Annotated in this window: 20 protein-coding genes; 3 read left to right on the top strand and 17 right to left on the bottom strand. The window is 71.6% G+C overall.

Annotated elements, in window-relative coordinates; genetic code table 11:
• Positions 1-61: 61 nt before the first annotated feature.
• The 7 genes from MUK52_RS25775 to rpsD form a co-directional block, all read right to left on the bottom strand.
• Positions 62-889 (bottom strand): shikimate dehydrogenase, encoded by an 828-nt coding sequence (locus MUK52_RS25775; RefSeq protein ID WP_284580388.1) that lies wholly within the window; start codon positions 887-889, stop codon positions 62-64.
• A gap of 11 nt (positions 890-900) precedes the next feature.
• On the bottom strand, positions 901-2670 hold the full coding sequence (gene mltG, locus MUK52_RS25770; RefSeq protein WP_284580386.1) for an endolytic transglycosylase MltG: 1770 nt from the start codon (positions 2668-2670) through the stop codon (positions 901-903).
• A 126-nt stretch (positions 2671-2796) separates the two neighbouring features.
• Entirely contained in the window at positions 2797-3267 is a 471-nt protein-coding gene (gene ruvX, locus MUK52_RS25765; protein WP_114056757.1) for a Holliday junction resolvase RuvX, read from the bottom strand.
• Positions 3268-3269: 2 nt separating this feature from the next.
• Positions 3270-5939, bottom strand: coding sequence for an alanine--tRNA ligase (gene alaS, locus MUK52_RS25760; RefSeq protein WP_114056758.1), 2670 nt, complete (start codon positions 5937-5939; stop codon positions 3270-3272).
• On the bottom strand, positions 5939-6298 hold the full coding sequence (locus tag MUK52_RS25755; RefSeq protein WP_114056759.1) for a DUF6167 family protein: 360 nt from the start codon (positions 6296-6298) through the stop codon (positions 5939-5941). The genes alaS and MUK52_RS25755 overlap by 1 nt, the downstream gene beginning before the upstream one ends.
• Before the next feature lie 8 nt (positions 6299-6306).
• Positions 6307-6738 carry a DUF948 domain-containing protein gene (locus MUK52_RS25750; RefSeq protein ID WP_114056760.1) on the bottom strand — a complete coding sequence of 144 codons (432 nt, stop codon included), beginning with the start codon at positions 6736-6738 and terminating at the stop codon, positions 6307-6309.
• A 199-nt stretch (positions 6739-6937) separates the two neighbouring features.
• Positions 6938-7549 (bottom strand): 30S ribosomal protein S4, encoded by a 612-nt coding sequence (rpsD, locus tag MUK52_RS25745; protein WP_114056761.1) that lies wholly within the window; start codon positions 7547-7549, stop codon positions 6938-6940.
• A gap of 313 nt (positions 7550-7862) precedes the next feature.
• Between rpsD and MUK52_RS25740 the strand changes: the two genes are divergently transcribed.
• Positions 7863-8489 (top strand): DUF2470 domain-containing protein, encoded by a 627-nt coding sequence (locus MUK52_RS25740; protein ID WP_502963597.1) that lies wholly within the window; start codon positions 7863-7865, stop codon positions 8487-8489.
• 80 nt (positions 8490-8569) lie between these two features.
• Here the strand turns inward: MUK52_RS25740 and MUK52_RS25735 are convergent, their stop codons facing one another.
• From MUK52_RS25735 to MUK52_RS25720, 4 genes are all read right to left on the bottom strand, one after another.
• Positions 8570-9928, bottom strand: coding sequence for a replication-associated recombination protein A (locus MUK52_RS25735; protein WP_114056763.1), 1359 nt, complete (start codon positions 9926-9928; stop codon positions 8570-8572).
• Between the two features lie 40 nt (positions 9929-9968).
• Positions 9969-10577, bottom strand: a complete 609-nt coding sequence (locus tag MUK52_RS25730) for a vitamin K epoxide reductase family protein (RefSeq protein WP_114058818.1) — start codon at positions 10575-10577, stop codon at positions 9969-9971.
• 201 nt (positions 10578-10778) lie between these two features.
• Positions 10779-12038 carry a histidine--tRNA ligase gene (gene hisS, locus MUK52_RS25725; protein ID WP_284580376.1) on the bottom strand — a complete coding sequence of 420 codons (1260 nt, stop codon included), beginning with the start codon at positions 12036-12038 and terminating at the stop codon, positions 10779-10781.
• Between the two features lie 10 nt (positions 12039-12048).
• A complete protein-coding gene (locus tag MUK52_RS25720) occupies positions 12049-12762 on the bottom strand; it encodes an MBL fold metallo-hydrolase (RefSeq protein WP_114056765.1) in 714 nt (237 codons plus the stop codon).
• 165 nt (positions 12763-12927) lie between these two features.
• Here MUK52_RS25720 and MUK52_RS25715 point away from each other — a divergent pair, with 165 nt between their 5' ends.
• A complete protein-coding gene (locus MUK52_RS25715; RefSeq protein WP_114056766.1) occupies positions 12928-13710 on the top strand; it encodes a peptidylprolyl isomerase in 783 nt (260 codons plus the stop codon).
• A 189-nt stretch (positions 13711-13899) separates the two neighbouring features.
• Positions 13900-15129: a DUF349 domain-containing protein gene (locus MUK52_RS25710; protein ID WP_114056767.1), complete on the top strand. Its 1230-nt coding sequence runs from the start codon at positions 13900-13902 to the stop codon at positions 15127-15129.
• A gap of 72 nt (positions 15130-15201) precedes the next feature.
• Here MUK52_RS25710 and MUK52_RS25705 read toward each other — a convergent pair whose 3' ends face one another.
• From MUK52_RS25705 to ruvB, 6 genes are all read right to left on the bottom strand, one after another.
• The gene (locus MUK52_RS25705) at positions 15202-17649 is read right to left on the bottom strand and encodes a RelA/SpoT family protein (protein ID WP_284580372.1); all 2448 of its coding nucleotides are present in this window, start codon (positions 17647-17649) and stop codon (positions 15202-15204) included.
• A gap of 228 nt (positions 17650-17877) precedes the next feature.
• Positions 17878-18429, bottom strand: coding sequence for an adenine phosphoribosyltransferase (locus MUK52_RS25700; protein WP_114056769.1), 552 nt, complete (start codon positions 18427-18429; stop codon positions 17878-17880).
• Entirely contained in the window at positions 18426-19487 is a 1062-nt protein-coding gene (gene secF, locus MUK52_RS25695) for a protein translocase subunit SecF (protein WP_114056770.1), read from the bottom strand. The genes MUK52_RS25700 and secF overlap by 4 nt, the downstream gene beginning before the upstream one ends.
• Positions 19488-19490: 3 nt before the next feature.
• Positions 19491-21272 (bottom strand): protein translocase subunit SecD, encoded by a 1782-nt coding sequence (gene secD, locus MUK52_RS25690; RefSeq protein WP_114056771.1) that lies wholly within the window; start codon positions 21270-21272, stop codon positions 19491-19493.
• Positions 21273-21422: 150 nt separating this feature from the next.
• Positions 21423-21884: a preprotein translocase subunit YajC gene (gene yajC / locus MUK52_RS25685; protein ID WP_284580367.1), complete on the bottom strand. Its 462-nt coding sequence runs from the start codon at positions 21882-21884 to the stop codon at positions 21423-21425.
• A 164-nt stretch (positions 21885-22048) separates the two neighbouring features.
• On the bottom strand, positions 22049-23107 hold the full coding sequence (ruvB, locus tag MUK52_RS25680; RefSeq protein ID WP_114056773.1) for a Holliday junction branch migration DNA helicase RuvB: 1059 nt from the start codon (positions 23105-23107) through the stop codon (positions 22049-22051).
• Positions 23108-23124 lie beyond the last annotated feature (17 nt).

Here is a 23124-nt window from a genome sequence, read left to right as displayed (position 1 = left end):
GCGGGGGCAACACCGGGCGGCACAGTGCATCAGGTAGGGCGGGGTGCGGCGGCGCGGGACGTCAGTGGCGGGCCCGCAGGGCGGCCTCGCCGGCGGCCCGCATCGCGGCGAGCGGGCCGGGGGTGCGGCCGGTCATCTGCTCCACCTGGATGACGGCCTGGTGGACGAGGAGGTCGAGGCCGCCCAGGAGGCGGCCGCCGCGGGCCGACCAGGCGGCGGCGAGGGCGGTCGGCCAGGGGTCGTACAGGACGTCGAAGAGGGTGCCGGGCGCGTCGGGGACGTCGGCGGCGAGCCGGTCGGTGGCCCCGGCGGGCGTGGTGGCGATGACCAGGGGGGCGGTGAGGGCGCGGGAGGCGTCCGCCCAGTCGGCCGTGCGGACGGCGACGCCGAGCCGCTCGCCCCAGCGGAGCATCTCGTCGGCGCGGGCGCGGGAGCGGACGTAGGCGGTGACCTCGCCGGTGCATATCCGCCCGAGGGCGGCGAGCGCGGAGGAGGCGGTTGCTCCGGCGCCGAGGATCGCGGCGGTGTCGACCTTGTCGACACCGCGCTCGTGGAGGGCGGCGATGATCCCCGGGATGTCGGTGTTGTCGCCGAGGCGGCGGCCGTCCGCGGTCAGGACGACGGTGTTGACGGCCTCGACGGAGGCTGCGGTGTCGCTGATCGCGTCGAGCAGCGGGATGACCGCGCGCTTGAGCGGCATGGTCAGGGACAGCCCGGCCCACTCGGGGCCGAGGCCCGCCAGGAAGTCCGCGAGTGCGGCCTCGCCGAGGTCGAAGCGGTCGTACGACCAGTCGGCGAGGCCGAGCTCCCGGTAGGCGGCGCGGTGCAGCACCGGTGAGAGGGAGTGCTCGATGGGGGAACCCAGCACCGCGGCCCGTATGCGTGACATCTGCTACCTACCTACCCGCCCGACTTCTTCTTCTGGCGTTCGTTGAACTCCGCCACCAGTTTGTCGTGTTCCGCGAACGTCTTGGTGAAGGTGGTGGTGTTGCCGTCGATGGACACGAAGAACATCCAGCCGCCCTTGTCCGGGTCGAGCGCGGCGTTGACGGCCTCGTCGCCCGGGTTGCTGATGGGGCCGGGCGGGAGCCCGGCGTAGCGGTAGGTGTTGTACGGGTCGTCGATCCTCCGCGTCTCCTCGCGGCTGACGTTGATGTTGCTGGTGCCCTTGATGTAGTTGATCGTCGAGTCGAACTCGATCTTCTGGTTCGTTGCGGTGTTCGACGGCTTCAGGCGGTTGTAGATGACCTCGGACATCTTGCGGAAGTCGTCGTGCTTGTTGCCCTCGACCTGCACCAGGCTCGCGACGATGACGAGCTCGTACGGGTTCGCCAGGCCCAGCTCCTTGGCCTTGCCCTCCAGGCCGAGCGCCGCGTACTTGTCGTTCGCGTTCTTGACCATCTGCTTGAGCAGGGACTCGGGCGTGCTCTCCTTCGACAGGTCGTAGCGCGTCGGGTAGAGGAAGCCCTCCAGCGGGTCGCGCACCTTCCTGGTGCTCACGGCCCACGCGGGCAGGCCGAGGTTCTTCGCCTGCTGCTGCGCGATCTGGGCGGTGGTGCCCTCCGGCTTGCCGAGCTTCTTGTCGATCATCTTGTAGACGTCGACGGCGCGCTTGCCCTCGGGGATCGTGAGGACGTTGAGCTTGGAGGGGTCGACGAGGACCGCGATGGCGGACGCGCTCGACATCTTCTTCTGCAGCGTGTACGTCCCCGGCTGGATGCCGGTGCTCCGCTTGTCCGCGGTGGCGGCGTCGACGAAGGCCTGCGTGCTGGCGACGACGCCGGCCTCCTTGAGGATCGACCCCATCTGGGCGACGGTCGCGCCGTTCGGGATCTCGACCTCGACGCTCTCGCCGTTGCCGGAGCCCGCGTAGTCCTCTGCGCTGCCGAAGCGGGCCTTGAGGTAGCTGTAGCCGTAGTACCCGCCGCCGCCGACGACACCGGCGATGACGAGGGCCGCGACGAGGCAGGCGGCGCCGCTCCGCTTCGGCTTCCCCTTGCCCTTCCCCTTGGAACGGCCGGCGCGGCGTCCGCCGCCGGATCCGGCGTCGCGGTCGTTGTCGTCGCCGTCGCGGCCGCTGTCGGACAGGGCCGAGTCCTCGTCCGGCTCGTCGTCCTCCGGTTCCGCACCGGGTTCCGGATCGCGGCGGCCGGGGGGCTTCGGGGGCGGGTAGGCCTCCGGGGTGCCGTAGAGGTCCGGGGCCTCCCCCGGGTAGCCGCCGACCGGCTGCTGCGCGTAGGGGTCAGCGCCCGCGTACGGGTCCGGCGCCGGGTACGGGTCGGCCTGCGGGTAGCCGTCGGCCGCCGGGTAGCCCTCGGCGGCCCCCGGGTACTGCCCGGTGCCCGGGTAGGCCTGGGCGGCCTGCGGGGCTCCTGCGTAGCCGCCGGGGGCCGTGTCCCAGGCCTGCCCGCCGCCGTCGTAGGCGGGCTGCTGCACCGGCATCTGCTGGTGGGGCTGGGGCTGCTGCGGGTAGCCCTGCGTCTGCCCCGGGTACTGCTCCTGCTGGAGGTACTGCTGGTGCTGCGGCTCCTGTGGGTACTGGTGCTGCGGGACCCCGCCGAACGGCATCCGGCCCTGCTGGGCCTCGTGCCCGCTCCACCCGGAGTCCCCGTGGAGGGGGTCCTCCGGGTGCCACGGTTCGGGGCCAGAGCCCCGGCCATACTCAGTCATGGATCCCCTAGAGCCGCGAGACGGAGTACCCGGCAACGGCCGCCAGGCACCCGGTTCCGCCTCTGAAGTGGTGGGCGACGGCTGTTCGAATGCCGCCGCGTCTCGCGGAACGTTACCGTACCGCGATCAGACAACCACTTCGACGCACTCGCCGGGCGGATTACCCGATACCCGTTCGGTCTCAAGAGCGTTCTGAAGGATCACCACGGCGGCGGCCTGGTCGATCACCGACCGCCCCTTCCTGGCGTTCCGCCCGGAGGCCCGCAGCCCCTGGGCGGCGGTGACCGTCGTCATCCGCTCGTCCACGAGGCGGACGGGAACGGGCTTGACGCCCTTGGCCAGTTCGGCGGCGAAGGCGCGCACCTTGGCCGCGGCCGGCCCCTCCCGCCCGCTGAGCGAGCGGGGCAGGCCGACCACGACCTCCAGGGGTTCGTACTCCTCCACGAGCTGCCGCAGCCGCCGGTGGGCGAAGGGGATGTCCCGGCCGGGCACGGTTTCCACCGGTGTGGCCAGCACCCCGTCGGGGTCGCAGGTCGCGACCCCGATCCGGGCGTCCCCGACGTCGACGGCGAGACGGCGTCCGCGGCGCAGTGCCATCGTCAGACCGTCTCGACGACGAGGCGCTCGACCGCGGCGATGGCCTCCGGCACGGCGTCCGGGTTCTGGCCGCCGCCCTGGGCGACGTCGGGCTTGCCGCCACCGCCGCCGCCGAGGGTCTTGGCGGCCGTGCGGACCAGGTCGCCGGCCTTCAGGCCGCGCTCGCGGGCGGCCTCGTTGGTGGCGACCACGGTCAGCGGGCGGCCGCCCGCGACGGTGAACAGCGCGACGACGGCCGGGCGGTCGCCCTGGATGCGGCCGCGGACGTCGAGGACCAGCTTGCGCAGGTCGTCGGCGCCGGTGCCGTCCTGGACCTGCCCCACCACGAGCGCGACGCCGCGGATGTCCTGGGCGTTCTCCGCGAGGCCGGCGGCGGCCTGGAGGACCTTCTCCGCGCGGAACTTCTCGATCTCCTTCTCGGCGTCCTTCAGCTTGCCGAGCATGGAGGCGATCTTCTCCGGCAGCTCCTCGGGGCGGCCCTTGACCAGCTCCTGGAGCTGGGCGACGACCGTGTGCTCCTTGGCGAGGAAGTTGTACGCGTCCACGCCCACCAGCGCCTCGACGCGCCGCACGCCGGAGCCGATGGAGGACTCGCCGAGCAGCTTCACCAGGCCGAGCTGGGCGGTGTTGCCGACGTGCGTGCCGCCGCACAGCTCCTTGGAGAAGTCGCCGATGGTCACGACGCGGACCCGCTCGCCGTACTTCTCGCCGAACTCGGCGATGGCGCCCTGCTTCTTCGCCTCGTCGATGCTCATGATCTCGGCGGTGACGTCCAGCTCGCGCGAGAGCACGTCGTTGATCTTCTGCTCGACATCGGTGAGGACCGAGCCGGGAACGGCGTTCGGGGAGCCGAAGTCGAAGCGGAAGCGGCCCGGGCTGTTCTCCGAGCCGGCCTGCGCGGCCGTCGGGCCGAGGGCGTCGCGGAGCGCCTGGTGGGTCAGGTGGGTCGCCGAGTGGGCGCGGGCGATGGCCCGGCGGCGCCGGACGTCGATCGCCGCGTAGGCGGAGGCGCCGACGGTCACCTCGCCGACCTGGACGGAGCCCTTGTGGACGGAGACGCCGGGGACCGGCTGCTGGACGTCGCGGACCTCGATGACGGCGCCCGAGTCGAGCTTGATGCGGCCCTGGTCGGCGAGCTGGCCGCCGCCCTCGGCGTAGAAGGGGGTGCGGTCCAGGACGACCTCGACCTCGTCGCCCTCGGAGGCCGCCGGGGAGGACACGCCGTTGACGAGCAGGCCGACGATGGTGGCCTCGCCCTGGTTGGTGGCGTAGCCGGTGAACTCCGTGCCGCCCGCCGAGTCGGCGATCTCGCGGTAGGCGGCGACGTCCGCGTGGCCGGTCTTCTTGGCCTTCGCGTCGGCCTTGGCCTTGTCCTTCTGCTCCTGCATCAGGCGGCGGAAGCCGGGCTCGTCGACGGTCAGGCCCTGCTCGGCGGCGATCTCCAGGGTCAGGTCGATCGGGAAGCCCCACGTGTCGTGCAGCAGGAACGCCTTGTCGCCGGCCAGGACCGTGCCGCCGCCGGCCTTGGTCTCGGTGATGGCGCCTTCGAGGACGTTGGTGCCGGCGTTGAGGGTCTTCAGGAAGCGGGCCTCCTCGGCGAGCGCGACGGTCTCGATGCGCTGCCGGTCGGTGATCAGCTCCGGGTACTGCTGCCCCATCGTGTCGATGACGGTGTCCAGCAGCTCCTTGACGACCGGGCCCGTCGCACCCATGAGGCGCATGTTGCGGATGGCGCGGCGCATGATGCGGCGCAGCACGTAGCCGCGGCCCTCGTTGCCGGGGGTGACGCCGTCGCCGATGAGCATGACGGAGGTGCGCATGTGGTCGGCGACCACGCGCATCGAGACGTCGGTCTCCTGGGCGGCGCCGTAGCGGACCCCGGTCAGCTCCGTGGCCTTGTCCATGACGACGCGCAGGGTGTCGGTCTCGTACATGTTCCGCACGCCCTGGAGGATCATCGCCAGGCGTTCGAGGCCGAGACCGGTGTCGATGTTCTTCGACGGCAGGTCGCCGAGGATCGGGAAGTCCTCCTTGCCGTCGCCGGCGCCCCGCTCGTACTGCATGAAGACGAGGTTCCAGATCTCCACGTACCGCTCGTCGTTGACGGCGGGGCCGCCCTCGACGCCGAACTCGGGGCCGCGGTCGTAGTTGATCTCGGAGCAGGGGCCGCAGGGGCCGGGGACGCCCATGGACCAGAAGTTGTCCTTCTTGCCCAGGCGCTGGATGCGCTCGGCGGGGACGCCGACCACGTCGCGCCAGATCTGCTCGGCCTCGTCGTCGTCCTGGTAGACGGTGATCCAGAGCTTCTCCGGCTCCAGCCCGTAGCCGCCGTCCGCCACCGGGGTGGTCAGCAGCTCCCAGGCGAGCTTGATGGCGCCTTCCTTGAAGTAGTCGCCGAAGGAGAAGTTGCCGCACATCTGGAAGAACGTGCCGTGGCGGGTCGTCTTGCCGACCTCTTCGATGTCCGGGGTGCGGACGCACTTCTGCACGCTGGTGGCCCGCGGGGCCGGGGGCTTGGTCTCACCGAGGAAGTACGGCTTGAACGGGACCATGCCCGCGTTGACCAGCAGCAGAGTCGGGTCGTCCGCGATGAGCGACGCCGAAGGGACAACGGCGTGACCGCGCTCCTCGAAGAAGCTCAGCCAGCGGCGGCGGATTTCAGCCGACTCCATCAGTGGTCCTCATTCCGGTTGATGTGGGAGAAGTTCGGTCGGTGGATGGTGCGTTGCGGGTTCTCGATGGCCTGCAGCCGCCGCGGCCCGGGGAGGGCGGTGACGTTGTCGGGCCGGGCTGTGCCTTCTTCGGACCGGCACAACCCCAGTGCGTCGTTCAGCTCGTCCTCGCGCTGCGACATTCCCGCTTTGACGTCGAGGGCGAAGTGCTTGAGCCGGTGGCCGGCCTCGACGGCCTTGTCGGCGGCCTGCGCGGCGAGGCTCTCCGGCGTCAGCTGCTTCAGCCGGCGGTTGACCTTGGTGGTGGCCCACACGCCGGCGGCTGCGCCTGCGGTGAACCAGAAGGCTCGGCGGAACATCGGCTCTCTCAGCCCTTCTGCTTGCGGCGCCGCGCGGCCGGCACCGTGCGGCCAACGATCACGGTACGCCGTTCGGCGGTGCCAGGCGCCCCGTCCTGGGTCCTGCCCAGGGCCTTGCGGACGCCGTAGCCGAAGGCCGCGACCTTCACGAGCGGGCCGCCGAAGGTGGAGGCCACGGTGGAGGACAGGGCGGAGGCGTTCGACGTGACCTCCTGGACGTCGCTCGCGATGGCGTCGACCCGGTCGAGCTGGGTGCGCGCGGAGCGGACGGTGGTGGAGGCGTCGGCGAGCAGGGGGACGGCCTGCTCGGTCACGTCGGCCACCAGTTTGGTGGTCGCCTTGAGCACCTGCGCCAGCCTCGCCAGCGCCACGGCGAGGAAGGAGACGAGGATGGCCCAGAAGACGGCCACGAGGATCCCGGCCACCTCTCCACCGGACACGTTGCACCGCTCTCTGCATGTTGGTCGCTACGTCGGAAAGTCGTCCTCCGACCCTATCGCGCCGGAGATCCGCCGCCGCACCGGAATACCGGGCGGGGGCAGCGCCGCGGGGGGCCTGAGGCCGTCAAGCAGGAAGCCCGCCGGCTCCCCCGAGGGGGAGCCGGCGGGCTGACCGGCTGTGAGCCTTCCGTCCGCTGGATCAGCGGGCGTAGTACTCGACGACGAGCTGCTCGTCGCAGATGACCGGGATCTCCTTGCGGTTCGGGTCGCGGTCCAGGCGGAAGGCCAGGGCCTTCAGGTTGACCTGCAGGTAGCGCGGGGTCTCGCCCTCACCTGCGTAGCCGCCCTCGCGGGCGATCTGGAACGGGACCTTCTCGCGGCTGCGCTCGCGCACGGTGATGACGTCGTCCGGGCGGACACGGAACGACGGCTTGTCGACCTTGGCGCCGTTGACCTCGATGTGGCCGTGGACGACCATCTGGCGGGCCTGGTAGATGGTGCGGGCGATGCCCGAACGCAGGACCAGGGCGTCGAGGCGACGCTCGAGCTCGACGACCAGCGCCTCGCCCGTCTTGCCCTCGGCCTTCTTGGCGCGGTCGTAGGCGCGGGCCATCTGGCGCTCGGAGATGTCGTACTGGGCGCGCAGACGCTGCTTCTCGAGCAGACGGACCTTGTAGTCCGAGTTCTGCTTGCGGCCACGGCCGTGCTCGCCCGGCGGGTAGGGGCGGGCCTCGAAGTACTTGACGGCCTTCGGCGTCAGGGCGATGCCGAGTGCACGCGACTTCTTGACCTTGGGTCGCTTCTGGTTCACGGGGAACCTACCTCCATGTAAGTTAGGTGAGGCTTACCTTATCGAGGAGGACGTAATGTCTCGACCGCATGGGATCCCCCTGCCCAGAGCGCATCGGAGTTCGGATTCCCATCAACCGGAATCCGCTTTCGACGACGATGAACAAGGTCAGCCGCGTCCCAGGGAAGGCGTTCGGCAGCTCACCGGAGCCGAACGCGTACGAACCCTCGTAGAGTCCAACGCCTCAGTATCCCTCACGCTGCCGGGTGCTCACGACCAGGGAGAGTGGTGGACAGGAGTGCCGGCCGCGCGGACCGCCACCCCGGACGGGGACGTGCTTCTCCTGGTACCAGGGGAATCCGCGGCTGCCAGGGCAGCCGCTCACGCCCAGGACGACGACCTCACCGCCGTGATCGAGATCACGGATGTGGCGCCGGTGTCCGTCCCCCATCGTATCCGAGGCCGCGCGTGGCTCGCCGGGTGGCTGACGCAGGTCCCCGCGGCCGAGCGCGCCGCCTGCGCCGCCCTCCTCGCCGAGCGCCGCCCCGTCGGCGGACTCCTCGGCCTGGACTCCCGCCCCGGATGGGCGCTGCTGCGCCTGGAGGTCGGCGAGATCTCCGTCGACGACCTGTGGGGCGCCGAGCACGTCGACCCCGACGAGCTCGCCGCAGCCGAGCCCGACCCCCTCCTGGACCACGAGACCGAACTCCTCCAGCACCTCGCCGCCGCCCACCGCGACCGCGTCGCCGACCTCGGCTCCCTGCTGGGCCCCCGCCAGGACGGCACCCTCACCGCCGTCCCGCTGGCCCTGGACCGCCTCGGCCTGCGCGTCCGCTTCAGCCGCCCCGGCGCCGCGGCGTCCTCCTCCTTCGACGCCCGCTTCGACTTCCTCGCCCCGGTCCGCGACGTGTGCGGCCTGCGCCGCGCGATGCACCACCTCTTCGCCGCGGCCGGCCGATAGTGCCGTGACCGGCGGGGCCCACCGGGAAGCGACGCCCGGCACGGGGCGAGGCACTCCCCCGCCGGGGCTGCGGCGCCCGGTCAGGCGCCGCCCGCGCCGCGGAGCCGCTCGCGGACCTTCTCCACCACGTCCGCGTAGCGCGCCTCGGCGCCGTACCGCGTCGGCTCGTAGTACCGCCTGCCGTGCACCGCGTCCGGCGCGTACTGCTGCGCCGCGATCGCCCCCGGCACGTCGTGCGGGTACACGTACCCCACTGCGTGCCCGAGCTTCGCCGCGCCCTTGTAGTGCCCGTCCCGCAGGTGTGCGGGCACCGTTCCGGCCAGGCCGGCCCGCACGTCCGCGAGGGCAGCGCCGATCGCCGTCGTCGCCGTGTTCGACTTCGGGGCCAGCGCCAGCGCGATCGTCGCGTGCGACAGGGTCAGCGCCGCCTCCGGGAAGCCGATCATCGCGACCGCCTGCGCCGCGGCCACCGCCAGCGGCAGCGCGTTCGGATCCGCCAGCCCGATGTCCTCGCTCGCCGAGATCATCAGGCGCCGCGCGATGAACCGCGGGTCCTCCCCCGCCTCGATCATCCGCGCCAGGTAGTGCAGGGCCGCGTCCACGTCGGAGCCGCGGATCGACTTGATCAGGGCGCTCGCCACGTCGTAGTGCTGGTCGCCGTCCCGGTCGTACTTCACGGCCGCCCGGTCGACGGTCTCCTCCACCGTCCCCAGCGTGATCTCGTCCTCGCCCTTGGCGAGGGCCGCCCCCGCGGCCGCCTCCAGCGCCGTCAGCGCCCGCCGGGCGTCCCCGCCCGCGATCCGCAGCAGGTGCGCCTCGGCGTCCTCCGGCAGCGACACCGCGCCGCCGAGCCCCCGCTCCTCGGCCAGAGCCCGGTGCAGGAGCCCGCTCAGGTCCCCGTCGGAGAGCGGCTCCAGCGTCAGCAGCAGCGAGCGCGACAGCAGGGGGGAGATCACCGAGAAGTACGGGTTCTCGGTCGTCGCCGCGATCAGGGTCACCCAGCGGTTCTCGACGGCCGGGAGCAGCGAGTCCTGCTGCGCCTTGCTGAAGCGGTGGATCTCGTCGAGGAAGAGGACGGTCTCCTTGCCGTAGCCGCCGGCGGCGCGCCGGGCGCCCTCGATGACGGCCCGGACCTCCTTGACTCCGGCGGTGATCGCGGACAGCTCCACGAAGCGCTTCTTCGTCGCCTGGCTCACCACGTACGCCAGGGTCGTCTTGCCGGTGCCGGGCGGGCCCCACAGGATCACCGACGAGGAACCGGCCGGGCCGCCCGCACCCTCGCCGACGAGCCGCCGCAGCGGCGAGCCCGGCTTCAGCAGGTGCTGCTGCCCGACGACCTCGTCCAGGTTGCGCGGGCGCATCCGGACGGCGAGCGGGGAGGCCGCCGGGTCCTTCTCCGCGCGGTCTTCGGCTGCGGCGGTGAACAGGTCTGGTTCCACACGGGAAGCCTATGCGCTCGCGCCGACAGCCCGGGCGGGCTCAGGAGGTCCAGAACTCCCACCAGCGGGTCAGGATCAGCATGCCGATGATCCCGATGTGCAGCACCGGCAGCACCCAGGTGAACTCGTCGAGGAAGTTCCGCAGCCAGGCCGGCGCCGGCAGCAGTCCCTCGCGGACGTTGTGCGCGGTGACGTACCAGAACATCAGGATGGTGGCGACCCAGGCCAGGCAGCACCACAGGCAGAGGGCGCTGATGCTGTACAGCGACTGGTACGTCAGCCAGGCGCAGAAGACGACGCCGAAGAGGGTGCCGGCGTTGAAGGTGAGCCAGTACCAGCGGCGGAAGCGGGCGCCGGCCAGGACGCTCATGCCGACGCAGATCACGATGCCGTAGGCGACGAGCCCGAGCATCGGGTTCGGGAAGCCGAACACCGACGCCTGCTCGCTCTTCATGATGTTGCCGCAGGAGACGATGGGGTTCAGGCTGCACCCGGGAGTGAAGTTCGGGTCCTCCAGCAGCTTGAACTTGTCGATCGTGATCACCCAGGCCGCCAGCAGCCCGGCCGCTCCGGTGATCACCAGCAGCCAGGCCAGGGCCCTGCTCGCGCCGACGGTCCGCACGGTCTTGTCGCCTGTAGTCGTCGTCATGCGCTGCATTCTGCCGCACGGTCCTGTGCGGCCCTCCGGGCGGTAACCGCGTGCGGCCCCGGTCGTTGTCCGGTCAGCTGCTCCCCGCCGACGGTGCGGGGATGACCCGGAGATGTACGCCTTCGAGACAAACGGCGGCGCATGCTCCCCGCCCTCGCGGGGTTCGAGGCCGGACGGCAGTCGCCGTCCGGCCTCGACACATCATGCGAGCTTCGTGCGCACGCTCTCGACCAGGGCGTCCAGCGGGACGGCCGTCTGCTCGCCGGACTCCATGTCCTTGAGCTGGACGACGCCCTCGGCGAGGTCGCGGTCCCCCGCGACGACGGCGAGGCGGGCGCCCGAGCGGTTGGCGTCCTTCATGGCGCCCTTGAGGCCCTTGCCGCCGTACGACATGTCCGCGGACACTCCGGCCCGTCGCAACTCGGTGACCAGGCCGAACACGGTCGGCTTCGCGTCGCCCAGCGCGACGGCGAAGACATCGGTGGTCCGGGCGATGTCCAGCTCGACGCCCTCGGCCTCCAGGGCCAGGACGGTGCGGTCCACGCCGAGCGCCCAGCCCACTGACGGCAGTGCCGGGCCGCCGATCATCTCGGACAGGCCGTCGTAGCGGCCTCCGCCGCCGACCGCGGACTGCGAGCCCAGGCCACCGTGGACGAACTCGAAGGTGGTGCGGGTGTAGTAGTCCAGCCCGCGGACCAGCTTCGGGTCGTCCTCGAAGACGACGCCGGCCGCGGTGACGAGCGCGCGCACCTCCTCGTGGTACGCCTTGCACGCGTCGCAGAGGTAGTCGCGCAGCAGCGGGGCGTCGGCGAGCTGCTTCTGGACTTCGGGCCGCTTGTCGTCGAGGACCCGCAGCGGGTTGATCTCGGCGCGGCGGAGGGTCTCCTCGTCCAGGTCGAGCCCGCGCAGGAAGGCCTGGAGGGTCTCGCGGTACGCGGGACGGCACTTCTTGTCGCCCAGGGAGTTCAGCAGGATCCGGAAGTTCTTCAGCCCCAGCGAGCGGTAGGCCTGGTCGGCCAGGATGATGAGCTCGGCGTCCAGGGCGGGGTCCTCGGCTCCGATCGCCTCGGCGCCGACCTGCGAGAAGTGGCGGTAGCGGCCGGCCTGGGCGCGCTCGTAGCGGTAGTACGAACCGGAGTAGTAGAGCTTGACCGGCAGGTTGCCCTGCTTGTGGAGGTTGGCCTCCAGGGCCGCGCGCAGCACGGACGCAGTGCCCTCGGGGCGCAGCGCGAGCTTGTCGCCCCCGCGGGTCGTGAGGGTGTACATCTCCTTGGACACGATGTCCGTGGACTCGCCGACGCCGCGGGAGAACAGCTCGACGTTCTCGAAGCCCGGGGTCTCCACGTATCCGTAGCCGGAGTTGCGCAGGGGCGCGGCGATGGCCTCGCGGACCGCCAGGAACTTGGCCGAGCGGGGCGGGATCAGGTCGTACGTGCCCTTGGGGGCCTTGAAGGTGCTCACGAAAGTCTCGTCACATTCCTCGTCGTGGAGCGGCCGTGGGGTCCGCTGCCAGGCCGGCGGCAACCTCCCGCAGGTACGGGTTGGTCGCGCGCTCGCGGCCGATGGTGGTCTGGGGACCGTGGCCGGACAGCACCACGGTCGAGTCGTCGAGCGGCAGGCACACGCGGGCCAGCGACTCGAGCATCTCGGCGTGGGAGCCGCCGGGCAGGTCGGTGCGTCCGATGGAGCCGGCGAAGAGGAGGTCGCCCGAGAAGAACACCGGCGGGATGTCCGCCTGCTCGGGCATCCGGAAGGTCACCGACCCCTTGGTATGGCCGGGCGCGTGCGCCACCGTGAAGTCGAGGCCGGCGAGCTTCAGCCCGGCGCCGTCGGTGAGCTCGCGGACGTCGTCCGGCTCGCCGATGGCCAGCTCGCCCATGAGCGGCATCCCGATGGAGCGGCCGAGGGCCTTCTCCGGGTCGCTCATCATGTAGCGGTCCTCGGGGTGGATCCAGGCCGGCACGTCGTGCGCTCCGCACACCGGGACGACGGAGGCCACGTGGTCGATGTGGCCGTGGGTGAGGACGACGGCCACGGGCTTGAGGCGGTGCTTGCGGAGGGTCTCCTCGACGCCCTGGGCGGCCTGGTGGCCCGGGTCGATGATCACGCACTCCTCGCCTGCGGCGGGGGCGACCACGTAGCAGTTGGTCCCCCAGGCCCCGGCGGGGAACCCGGCAATCAGCACGTTCGTCCTCATTCTTCGTCCGGCGGGAGCTGCAGCTGCGGTGGTTGTCCGCCAATGCTGCTGCTCAGAGCCTACCGGCGCGGCTCGTTCCACAGCGAACCCATATACGGTACGGCCATACCGTGCCCGGACAGCGGTACCAGACACGCACAAGGAGACGACCCGGTGGTCACGAGCGATCAGCGGCGGCGACAGCTCGCCAGGGAGAAGTTCGAGCGTCAGCAGAAGCGGCGCGCCGAGGCCCGGCGCAAGGCGCGGCAGCGGGCGGTCATCACGGGCGCGGCGGCGGCCGTGGTGGCCGCGACGCTGGTCGGCCTGGTGGTGGGCGGGGTGTTCGACTCCGGCAAGAAGGACGGGGCGGCGGACCCGGCGGCGGACCCGACGGCGTCGGCGAGCCCGAAGGCATCCCCGGCGCCCGCGATGGCGATCGACCAGAAGGCCAAGTACACCTTCGCGCTGAAGACGAGCGCGGGTGAGGTCAAGGTCGAGATGGACGCGGCCAAGACTCCGGAGACCGTCAACTCGTTCAAGGCGCTGGCGGACAAGGGCTTCTTCGACAACACGAAGTGCCACCGCCTGACCACCTCGGGGATCTACGTGCTCCAGTGCGGCGACCCGGAGGGGACCGGCATGGGCGGCCCGGGCTACACGATCGCGGACGAGAACCTGGACGCGCTGGGCAAGCCGAACGAGCAGGGCCAGGTGGTCTACCCGGCGGGCACGGTGGCGATGGCGAACACGGGCCGGCCGAACAGCGGCGGCAGCCAGTTCTTCCTGGTCTACAAGGACAGCCCGCTGGCGCCCTCGTACACGCCGTTCGGCAGGATCGACGCGGGGGGCATGAAGGCGCTGGAGGAGGTCGCCAAGGCGGGCACCGCAGACGGCGGCCAGGACGGGGCCCCGAAGACCCCGGTGACCATCGAGAAGGGCACCGTCACCCGGAACTGACGGGGGCGGCGGCGCCGCGTCCGGCCGGCCCCGCGCCCGTGCGGCGATATTCGTCGTGCGGGATGCGGACAGCCGGCCCGGCGGTCGCCTATGTTGGCGTTGTGCAGGGCGGGTGCTGCCCGCCCGAGGAAACTGTGGACGATGCCCAGGGGGTGACCCCCTTTGCAGGCATCAGGTGGAGGAGGCGCTGTGAGCAGCGACCCGTGGGGCCGCGTCGACGAGACGGGCACCGTGTACGTGCGTACTGCCGAGGGGGAGAAGGTCGTCGGCTCGTGGCAGGCGGGCACCCCCGAGGAGGCCCTGGCCTACTTCGAGCGCAAGTACGAGGGCCTGGTGGTCGAGATCGGCCTCCTCGAGCGGCGGGTGCGGACCACCGATCTGTCCGCCAAGGACGCGCAGACGGCGATCGACCACCTGCGCACGCAGGTGGACGAGCACCACGCCGTCGGCGACCTGGACGCGCTGCGCGTCCGGCTGGACAAGCTGGTCGCGACGGTCGAGGCGAGGCGCGAGGAGCGCCGGGCGCAGAAGGCCCGCCAGGCCGACGAGGCCCGCACGGCCAAGGAGGCCCTGGTGGCCGAGGCCGAGGAGCTGGCGCAGAGCGACCAGTGGCGCTCGGCGGGCGAGCGGCTCCGCGCCCTGGTGGACACCTGGAAGGGCCTGCCGCGGCTGGACCGCAAGTCGGACGACGAGCTGTGGCACCGCTTCTCGCACGCCCGCTCCGCCTTCTCCAAGCGCCGCAAGGCGCACTTCGCCGCACTGGACGCGCAGCGCGAGGACGCCCGCAAGGTGAAGGAGAAGCTGGTCGCCGAGGCGGAGGCGCTGTCGGGGTCGACGGACTGGGGTCCGACGGCCGCGCGGTACCGCGAGCTGATGGCCGACTGGAAGGCGGCGGGCCGGGCGCAGCGCGAGGCCGAGGACGACCTGTGGAACCGTTTCCGCGGTGCGCAGGACGTGTTCTTCGCGGCGCGCAGCGAGGTGTTCGCCGAGCGCGACGCCGAGCAGGTGGAGAACCTCAGGCTGAAGGAGGAGCTGGCCGAGGAGGCCGAGAAGCTCGTCCCCGTGACGGACCTGAAGGCGGCCCGGGCCGCGTTCCGGTCGGTCAACGAGCGCTGGGAGGCCGTCGGCCACGTGCCGCGGGACGCCCGGGCCAAGGTCGAGGGCCGCATGCACGCCGTCGAGCGGGCGATCCAGGAGGCCGAGGAGGGCGAGTGGCGCCGGACGAACCCGGAGGCGCGGGCCCGTGCGGCCGGCCTGACGGGCCAGCTCCAGGCGGCGGTCGACAAGCTGCGTGCGCAGATCGACGCGGCGCGCGCGGCGGGCAACAACGCGAAGGCCGACAAGCTGGCGCGTGAGCTGGAGGGCCGGCAGGCGCTGCTGGACCAGGCGCTGAAGGGCCTGGAGGAGTTCGGCGGCTGAGGCGCGAAGCCCCGGAACAGCGGCGAGCCCCGGTACGCACCGCGTACCGGGGCTCGCCCGTGTCCGGCGGTGCTACGGCCTGCGGGCCGAGGTGACGCGGTAGACGTCGTAGACGCCCTCGACGCCGCGCACGGCCTTCAGGACGTGTCCCAGGTGCTTCGGGTCGCCCATCTCGAAGGTGAACCGGGAGGTGGCCACCCGGTCGCGGGAGGTCTGGACGGCCGCGGAGAGGATGTTCACGTGCTGGTCCGACAGGACCCGGGTGACGTCCGAGAGCAGGCGGGAGCGGTCCAGGGCCTCGACCTGGATGGCGACGAGGAAGACCGAGGACTGGGTGGGCGCCCACTCGACTTCGAGGATCCGCTCGGGCTGCTGGGAGAGCGAGTCGACGTTGACGCAGTCCGCGCGGTGAACCGATACGCCACTGCCGCGGGTGACGAACCCGATGATCGGGTCGCCGGGCACGGGGGTGCAGCAGCGGGCGAGCTTGACCCACACGTCGTCGACGCCCTTGACGACCACGCCCGGGTCGGCGCTGCCGCGCCGCTTGGTGCGGGCGCGGGACGGCGGGACGCTCTCCTCGATGTCCTCGTTGGCCGCCTCCTCGCCGCCGAGGGCCTGGACGAGCTTATGGACGACGCCCTGCGCGGCCACGTGGCCCTCGCCGATCGCGGCGTAGAGGGACGAGATGTCGGGGTAGCGCATCTCGTGCGCGAGGGTGACGAGGGAGTCGCCGGTCAGGATGCGCTGGATCGGCAGGTTCTGCTTGCGCATGGCCCGTGCGATGGCGTCCTTGCCGTGCTCGATGGCCTCGTCGCGGCGCTCCTTGGAGAACCAGGCGCGGATCTTGTTGCGGGCGCGCGGCGACTTGACGAAGCCGAGCCAGTCGCGGGACGGTCCGGCGCCTTCGGCCTTGGAGGTGAAGACCTCGACGAGGTCGCCGTTGTCGAGGGTGGACTCCAGGGGGACGAGGCGGCCGTTGACGCGGGCGCCTATGGTCCGGTGGCCGACCTCGGTGTGGACGGCGTACGCGAAGTCGACGGGGGTGGCCCCGGCGGGCAGGGCGATGACGTCGCCCTTCGGGGTGAAGACGAAGACCTCGTTGCGGGAGAGGTCGAAGCGCAGCGAGTCGAGGAACTCGCCGGGGTCCTCGGTCTCCTTCTGCCAGTCGAGGAGCTGGCGCAGCCAGGCCATGTCGTTGACGGTGTCCTGTCCGGCGGTGCCCTTGGCGGCCTGCGGGACGTCCGTGCGGATCTTGGAGGCTCCGGCGACGGTCTGCTGCTTGTACTTCCAGTGCGCGGCGATGCCGTACTCGGCGCGGCGGTGCATGTCGAAGGTGCGGATCTGCAGTTCGACGGGCTTGCCGCCCGGGCCGATGACCGTGGTGTGGAGCGACTGGTACATGTTGAACTTGGGCATCGCGATGTAGTCCTTGAACCGCCCCGGAACCGGGTTCCAGCGGGCGTGGACGGTGCCCAGTGCCGCGTAGCAGTCGCGGACGGTGTCGACGAGGACGCGGATGCCGACCAGGTCGTAGATCTCCGCGAAGTCGCGGCCGCGGACGATCATCTTCTGGTAGACGCTGTAGTAGTGCTTGGGGCGGCCGGTGACGGTGGCCTTGATGCGCGCCGCCCGGAGGTCGGTCTGGACCTCGTCGATGACGACGGCGAGGTACTCGTCCCGCTTGGGGGCGCGCTCGGCGACCAGCCGGACGATCTCGTCGTACATCTTGGGGTAGAGGATCGCGAAGGAGAGGTCCTCCAGCTCCCACTTGATCGTGTTCATGCCCAGGCGGTGGGCGAGCGGGGCGTAGATCTCCAGGGTCTCGCGGGCCTTCTTCTCCTGCTTCTCCCGCTTGAGGTAGCGCATGGTGCGCATGTTGTGCAGGCGGTCGGCGAGCTTGATGACGAGGACGCGCGGGTCCTTCGCCATGGCGACGACCATCTTGCGGACGGTCTCGGCCTGTGCCGCCTCGCCGAACTTGACCCGGTCCAGCTTGGTGACGCCGTCGACGAGGAGGGTGACCGCGTCGCCGAAGTCGCGCCGCAGGTCCTCCAGCCCGTAGTCGGTGTCCTCGACGGTGTCGTGGAGCAGGCCGGCCATCAGGGTGGCCGGGTCCATGCCGAGCTCGGCGAGGATCGTGGTCACCGCGAGCGGGTGGGTGATGTACGGGTCGCCGCTCTTGCGCTTCTGGCCTCGGTGCCAGCGCTCGGCGACCTGGTACGCCTGCTCGATCTGCCGCAGCGTGGCCGTCTCGATCTTGGGGTCGTTGCTGCGGACGATGCGCAGGAGGGGTTCCAGCACCGGGTTGTACGGGTTGGAACGCTGGACGCCGAGGCGGGCGAGCCGGGCCCGGACGCGGTTGGACGACCCTGCGGACTTCGCCGGCGCGGGCCGGGTGTGCGCGGGCTTCGCGGGCTTGGCGGGCGGCGCCGGCGGGGGCGTGGCGGGGGGCGCCGCGGCACGGTCGGCCTGCGGGTCGGGCTGCGCGGCGGAGAGTGGCTGGACCTCGTCTGGCAAGAGCGCTCCTCTGGGCGTCCCCCCGGGCGGAGTCCGGGGGAGGATCCGGTGCCCCGGTCAGGTCCGGATAACCAATGGTAGCGAGGGTTCCGCCGGCCCGTTCCCCGGCCCGGGCGGCGTACGCCCGGCCCGGGTCGGAGCGGCCCGGAAACGGCGGAGCGGCGGGTTCCCCGGCAAGGCCCGGGGAAACCCGCCGCTCGGCGGACGGGGGGGCGTCGTGCGCGCCCGTCAGATGGTGAGCAGAGCTTCCAGCGGTGCGCCGGCCAGACCCTCCACCAGCCGCGCGCGGCCGGTCAGGAAGGACAGCTCCATGAGCACCGCCACACCGGCGACGTCGGCGCCGGCCCGGCGGATCAGCGACAGCGAGGCCTCGGCGGTGCCGCCGGTGGCCAGGACGTCGTCGATGACCATGACCCGGTCGCCGGGCCTCAGGTCCTCGGCGTGCACCTCGATCTCCGCGGTGCCGTACTCCAGCTCGTAGGCCTGCGCGAGGGTCGCGCCCGGCAGCTTGCCGGCCTTGCGGACGGGGACGAAGCCGACGCCCGCCTGCACGGCGACGGGGGCCGCGAGGATGAAGCCGCGCGCCTCCAGGCCGACGATCTTCGTGGCTCCGTAGCGGGCGGCCAGGCCCGCGAGGGTGTCCGTCAGCGCGGCGAACGCCAGCGGGTCGGCCAGCAGCGGCGTGATGTCCTTGAACACCACGCCCGGCTTCGGGTAGTCCGGGATGTCCTTGATCCGGGCGAGCAGCAGCTCGCGGACCTCGGCGGCCGCCGGGCTCACCGGCGCCGCTCCGCCCGGCCCTGCGCCACGATCTGCGGGGCCTCGCCCGAGCCGTACGACTCCTCGTCCTCGGCGGAGCCGCCCTTGGCCGCGCCCGCGGCCCGCTTGGCGAGGACCCGCTTGCGCAGGGCCTTGATCGCCGGCTCGCGCTCCTTGAGGTCGACGACCAGCGGGGTCGCGATGAAGATCGAGGAGTACGCGCCGGCCGCGAGGCCGACGAACAGCGACAGCGAGATGTCGTTCAGCATGCCCGCGCCCAGGAAGCCGCCGCCGATGAACAGCAGGCCGGCGACCGGCAGCAGTGCGACGACCGTGGTGTTGATGGAGCGCACCAGGGTGCCGTTGATGCTGCGGTTGGCGACCTCGCCATAGGTGTAGCGGGTCTGCTTCGTGATGTCCTTCGAGCTCTCCTTCAGACCGTCGAAGACGACGACGGTGTCGTAGAGGGAGTAGCCGAGGATGGTCAGCAGACCGATCACGGTGCCCGGGGTGACCTCGAAGCCGACGAGGGCGTAGATGCCGACGGTGATCGTGAGGTCGTGGATCAGGGCGATCAGCGCGGCGACCGCCATCCGCCACTCGAAGGCGATGGCGAGGTAGATCACCACGAGGATCATGAAGACGCCGAGGCCGGTCCAGGCCTTGTTCGCGATCTGCTCGCCCCAGCTCGGGCCGACCAGGTCCGCGTTGATGTCCTGCTCCGGCATCTTCAGGCCGGTCGCCAGCTCCCTCTTGACGTCGGCGGCGGAGTCGGTGTCCAGGCTCGCGATCTGGATGCGCAGCGTGCCGTTGCCGAGCTTCTGCACGATCGCCTCGTGGCCGGAGGCCTCCTTGGCGAGTTCACGGGCCTTGGTGTCGGAGACGGTGGTCTTGCCGGTCGTGAAGACGGCACCGCCCTTGAACTCGATGCCCATGTTGAGGCCCTGGACGGCCAGGGCCACGATCGCCGTGATGGTAATCAGGATGGAAACGCCGTACCAGACGAAGCGCTTGCCGACGAAGTCGTACCCGACCTCGCCGCGGTACAGCTTGGCGCCGAGATCTCCCAGCTTCGACATCTCTCACGCCTCCTTTGCGTCGACGGGAGCGGTGACGGGGCCGGTGCGGCGGGACCGGCGCAGCGGCGGCTTGGCGCCGAGCCGCTTCGGGTCGAGTCCGGACCAGGGGTGACCGCTGGAGAAGAACTTCGTACGGGCCAGCAGCGTCATGATCGGCTTGGTGAAGAGGAACACCACGACCACGTCGAGCAGGGTGGTCAGGCCGAGCGTGAAGGCGAAGCCCTGCACCTTGCCGACGGTGACGACGAACAGCACCGCGGCGGCGAGGAACGACACGAAGTCGGACACCAGGATGGTGCGCCGGGCGCGCGGCCAGGCCCGCTCGACGGCGGGGCGCAGGGTGCGGCCCTCGCGGATCTCGTCGCGGATGCGCTCGAAGTACACGATGAACGAGTCCGCGGTGATGCCGATCGCGACGATGGCACCGCAGACGGCGGGCAGGTTCAGCGCGAACCCGATCGCCTTCCCGAGCAGCGCCATGAGCGTGTACGTGAGGATCGCGGAGACCATCAGGCTGACGATGGCGATCAGGGACAGGCCCCGGTAGTACACGAGCAGGTAGACGACCACGAGGAACAGGCCGATGGCGCCGGCGATGAGGCCGGCCTTCAGCTGCTCGCCGCCGAGCGCGGCGGTGACGGTGGTGACGCTGTCCTCCTGGAAGGACAGCGGCAGGGCGCCGTAGGAGAGCATGTTGCCCAGGTCCTGCGCGGACTGCTGGGTGAAGCCGCCGGAGATCTCGGCGTTGCCGCCGGTCAGCGCCTGGCTGACGGACGGGTCGGAGATGACCTGGCCGTCGAGCACGATCGCGAACTGGTTCTGCGGGGGCTGCTTGGTGGCGAGCTCACCGGTGATCTTGGCGAACTTGTCGGCGCCCTTGTCGGTGAACTCCATCGTGACGATCCACATGCCGCGCTGCGGGTCGACGACGCCCTTGGCGTCCTTGACGTCCGTACCGGCGACACCGGCCGGTCCGAGGATCCACTTGCCCCACGCGTCGCCGCGCTGGCCGCAGGCCACCGTCGGCTCCTCGGGCTTGGCCTCCTTGCCGGCGGCGGCGCGCTGCGCCTCGTCGGTGCAGTCCAGTGCGGCGAACTTGGCCTGGAGGTCCGCCACGGCCGCATCCGCGGCCGACGGGGTCGGGGCGGGGGACGGGGCGGCCTTGTTGTCGTCTGCCTTCTTCGACTCGCTCGCCGACGGCGAGGGAGAGGCCGTGGCGGCGGGGGCCTTGAGGGCCTCGCTGAGCGCACGGCCCTGGGAAGTGGCGCTGGACGACGGGGTTGCCGACGCGCTGGGCTTGGAGCTGCCCTCGGCCTTGGGGGCGCCGGAGGGGCTGGCGGACGGGCTCGGCGCGGTCTCGGGCGCCGCAGGGGCGCCGTCGGCGAACGCCAGGACCGGTCGGAAGTAGAGCTGGGCGGTGGTGCCGACCTGCTCGCGGGCCTGCTTCTCGTTCGTCCCCTTGGGGATGTTCACGATGATGTGGTCGCGGCCCTGGGTCTGGACCTCGGCCTCCGAGACGCCGAGACCGTTGACGCGGCGCTCGATGATGCCGACCGCCGTGTTCATGTTGGTCTCGTTGATCGCGTCCGGCTTGCCCGGCTCGCTCTTGGCCTTGAGCGTGATGCTCGTGCCGCCCGCGAGGTCGATGCCGAGCCGGGGCGTCGTCTGCTTCGTGAGGAACATCCCCGCGGTGAGCGCCACCATCGCGATCAGGATGACCGCCAGGGCGCGCCCCGGCCTCCCCTGCGCCCCCGTGGGCCGCCGGCCCTTCTTCGGTGCTGCCACCTTGTCGTTTCTCCCTGTCCAACCGTCCCGCGCCGGGTCAGCGCGCGGACGGCCACGAAATGTGTGGTGGGGACCCCTGCCCCCCGCAGAAGTGTCACAAGCGGGACCGCGCGGCCGCCGGTCGGGCGGTCCCGCGGTCCCGGCCGCGCGTTACTTCGCGCCGCCCTCGCCGTCTGCCTTGCCGTCGGCGTCCTTCTTGCCCAGGTCGAGCTTGGGCTCCTCGGCCGCGTCCTGCTTCGCCGGGCCGGTCTCCGGGGCCTCGGCCCCGTCCCGGGTCAGGGACGAGATGTCGTCGGGGACGACGGGCGAGTCCGCGTCGGCCGGGGCCACGGTGCCGTGGACGATGCGGTTGTACTCGTCGTCCTCCAGAACCGCCGCGATGGACATCTTCGCGTAGATCGCGTGGACGCCGGGGGCCACCTCGAGGGTGACGGTGTCCTCGCCGAGCTCCTTGACCGTGGCGTACATGCCGCCGATGGTGCGGACGCCGGTACCGGGCGTCATGGTGTCGCGCATCTGCGCGGCCTGCTGCTGCTTCTTCTTCGCGGAGCGCGTCATCAGGAACATCGCCCCGATGAGCACAATGAACGGGAGGAGGGTCACGAGATTCACGGGACGGAGATCCTTCGCACGACCGCTCGGGAGACGGCCTATTTCTACGGGGGTGGGCACGCCGACCCGAAGGGTCGGCATCGGCGGAGTCTAGGCGAGTCCGCACCGATGGAACAACGCCCAGCATGGCACCGCAGTTCCCGGCCGGGCCAACCTCCGCGCCGTCACACTCCGAACAGGCCCTGCTGCCCGCCCGATCCGGTCCCGCCGTGCTGCGGCGGGACAAGTCCCAGGTGAGCCCATGCGGCGGGGGTCGCGACCCGGCCGCGGGGAGTGCGGGCGAGGAGGCCCTCGCGGACGAGGAACGGCTCGGCGACCTCCTCGACGGTCTCGCGCTCCTCGCCGACGGCGACGGCGAGGGTGGACAGGCCGACGGGCCCGCCGCCGAACAGCTTCAGCAGGGCCTCCAGCACGGCCCGGTCCAGCCGGTCCAGGCCCCGCCCGTCGACCTCGTACACCTGCAGGGCGGTGGCGGCCACCTCGCGGGTGATCACCCCGTCCGCCCTGACCTGGGCGTAGTCGCGGACGCGGCGCAGCAGGCGGTTCGCGATGCGGGGGGTGCCGCGGGAGCGGCCGGCGATCTCGGCGGCACCGGCCGGGTCGATCTCCACGTCGAGGAGTCCGGCGGACCGGTGGATGACCCTTTCGAGTTCCTCGGGGGCGTAGAACTCCATGTGCCCGGTGAAGCCGAAGCGGTCGCGCAGCGGCGGCGGGAGGAGGCCGGCCCGGGTGGTCGCCCCGACGAGGGTGAAGGGGGGCAGTTCCAGGGGGATCGCGGTGGCGCCGGGGCCCTTGCCGACGATGACGTCGACGCGGAAGTCCTCCATGGCCATGTAGAGCATCTCCTCGGCGGGCCGGGACATGCGGTGGATCTCGTCGAGGAAGAGGACCTCGCCCTCCTGGAGGGAGGAGAGGATCGCGGCGAGGTCGCCTGCGTGCTGGATGGCCGGGCCCGAGGTGATGCGGATCGGGGCGCCCATCTCCGCCGCGATGATCATCGAGAGGGTGGTCTTGCCGAGGCCGGGGGCGCCCGAGAGCAGGACGTGGTCGGCGGTGGCCCCGCGCTGCCTGGCAGCCTTCAGGACGAGGTCCAGCTGCTGGCGGACCTTCTCCTGGCCGACGAACTCGCCGAGGTCCTTCGGCCGCAGGGCCGCCTCGACGGCGGTGTCCTCGCCGTCCGCCGCCGGCGCGACAATGCGGTCGGTGTCGTCGTCCCAGTTCACGGTGTCAGTCTGCCTTC

This window comes from Streptomyces sp. 2P-4, from assembly GCF_030167965.1.
GTDB lineage: Bacteria > Actinomycetota > Actinomycetes > Streptomycetales > Streptomycetaceae > Streptomyces > Streptomyces globosus_A.
Note: the sequence above shows the minus strand (reverse complement) of the source record. Positions and strands in the feature narration are given on the sequence as shown.

Coding starts and splice junctions, on each gene's coding strand:
- secF (WP_114056770.1), bottom strand. CDS start 19,487: ATGTCGAAGCTGGGAGATCTCGGCGCCAAGCTGTACCGCGGCGAGGTC.
- MUK52_RS25755 (WP_114056759.1), bottom strand. CDS start 6,298: ATGTTCCGCCGAGCCTTCTGGTTCACCGCAGGCGCAGCCGCCGGCGTG.
- mltG (WP_284580386.1), bottom strand. CDS start 2,670: ATGACTGAGTATGGCCGGGGCTCTGGCCCCGAACCGTGGCACCCGGAG.
- alaS (WP_114056758.1), bottom strand. CDS start 5,939: ATGGAGTCGGCTGAAATCCGCCGCCGCTGGCTGAGCTTCTTCGAGGAG.
- MUK52_RS25775 (WP_284580388.1), bottom strand. CDS start 889: ATGTCACGCATACGGGCCGCGGTGCTGGGTTCCCCCATCGAGCACTCC.
- MUK52_RS25730 (WP_114058818.1), bottom strand. CDS start 10,577: ATGACGACGACTACAGGCGACAAGACCGTGCGGACCGTCGGCGCGAGC.
- ruvX (WP_114056757.1), bottom strand. CDS start 3,267: ATGGCACTGCGCCGCGGACGCCGTCTCGCCGTCGACGTCGGGGACGCC.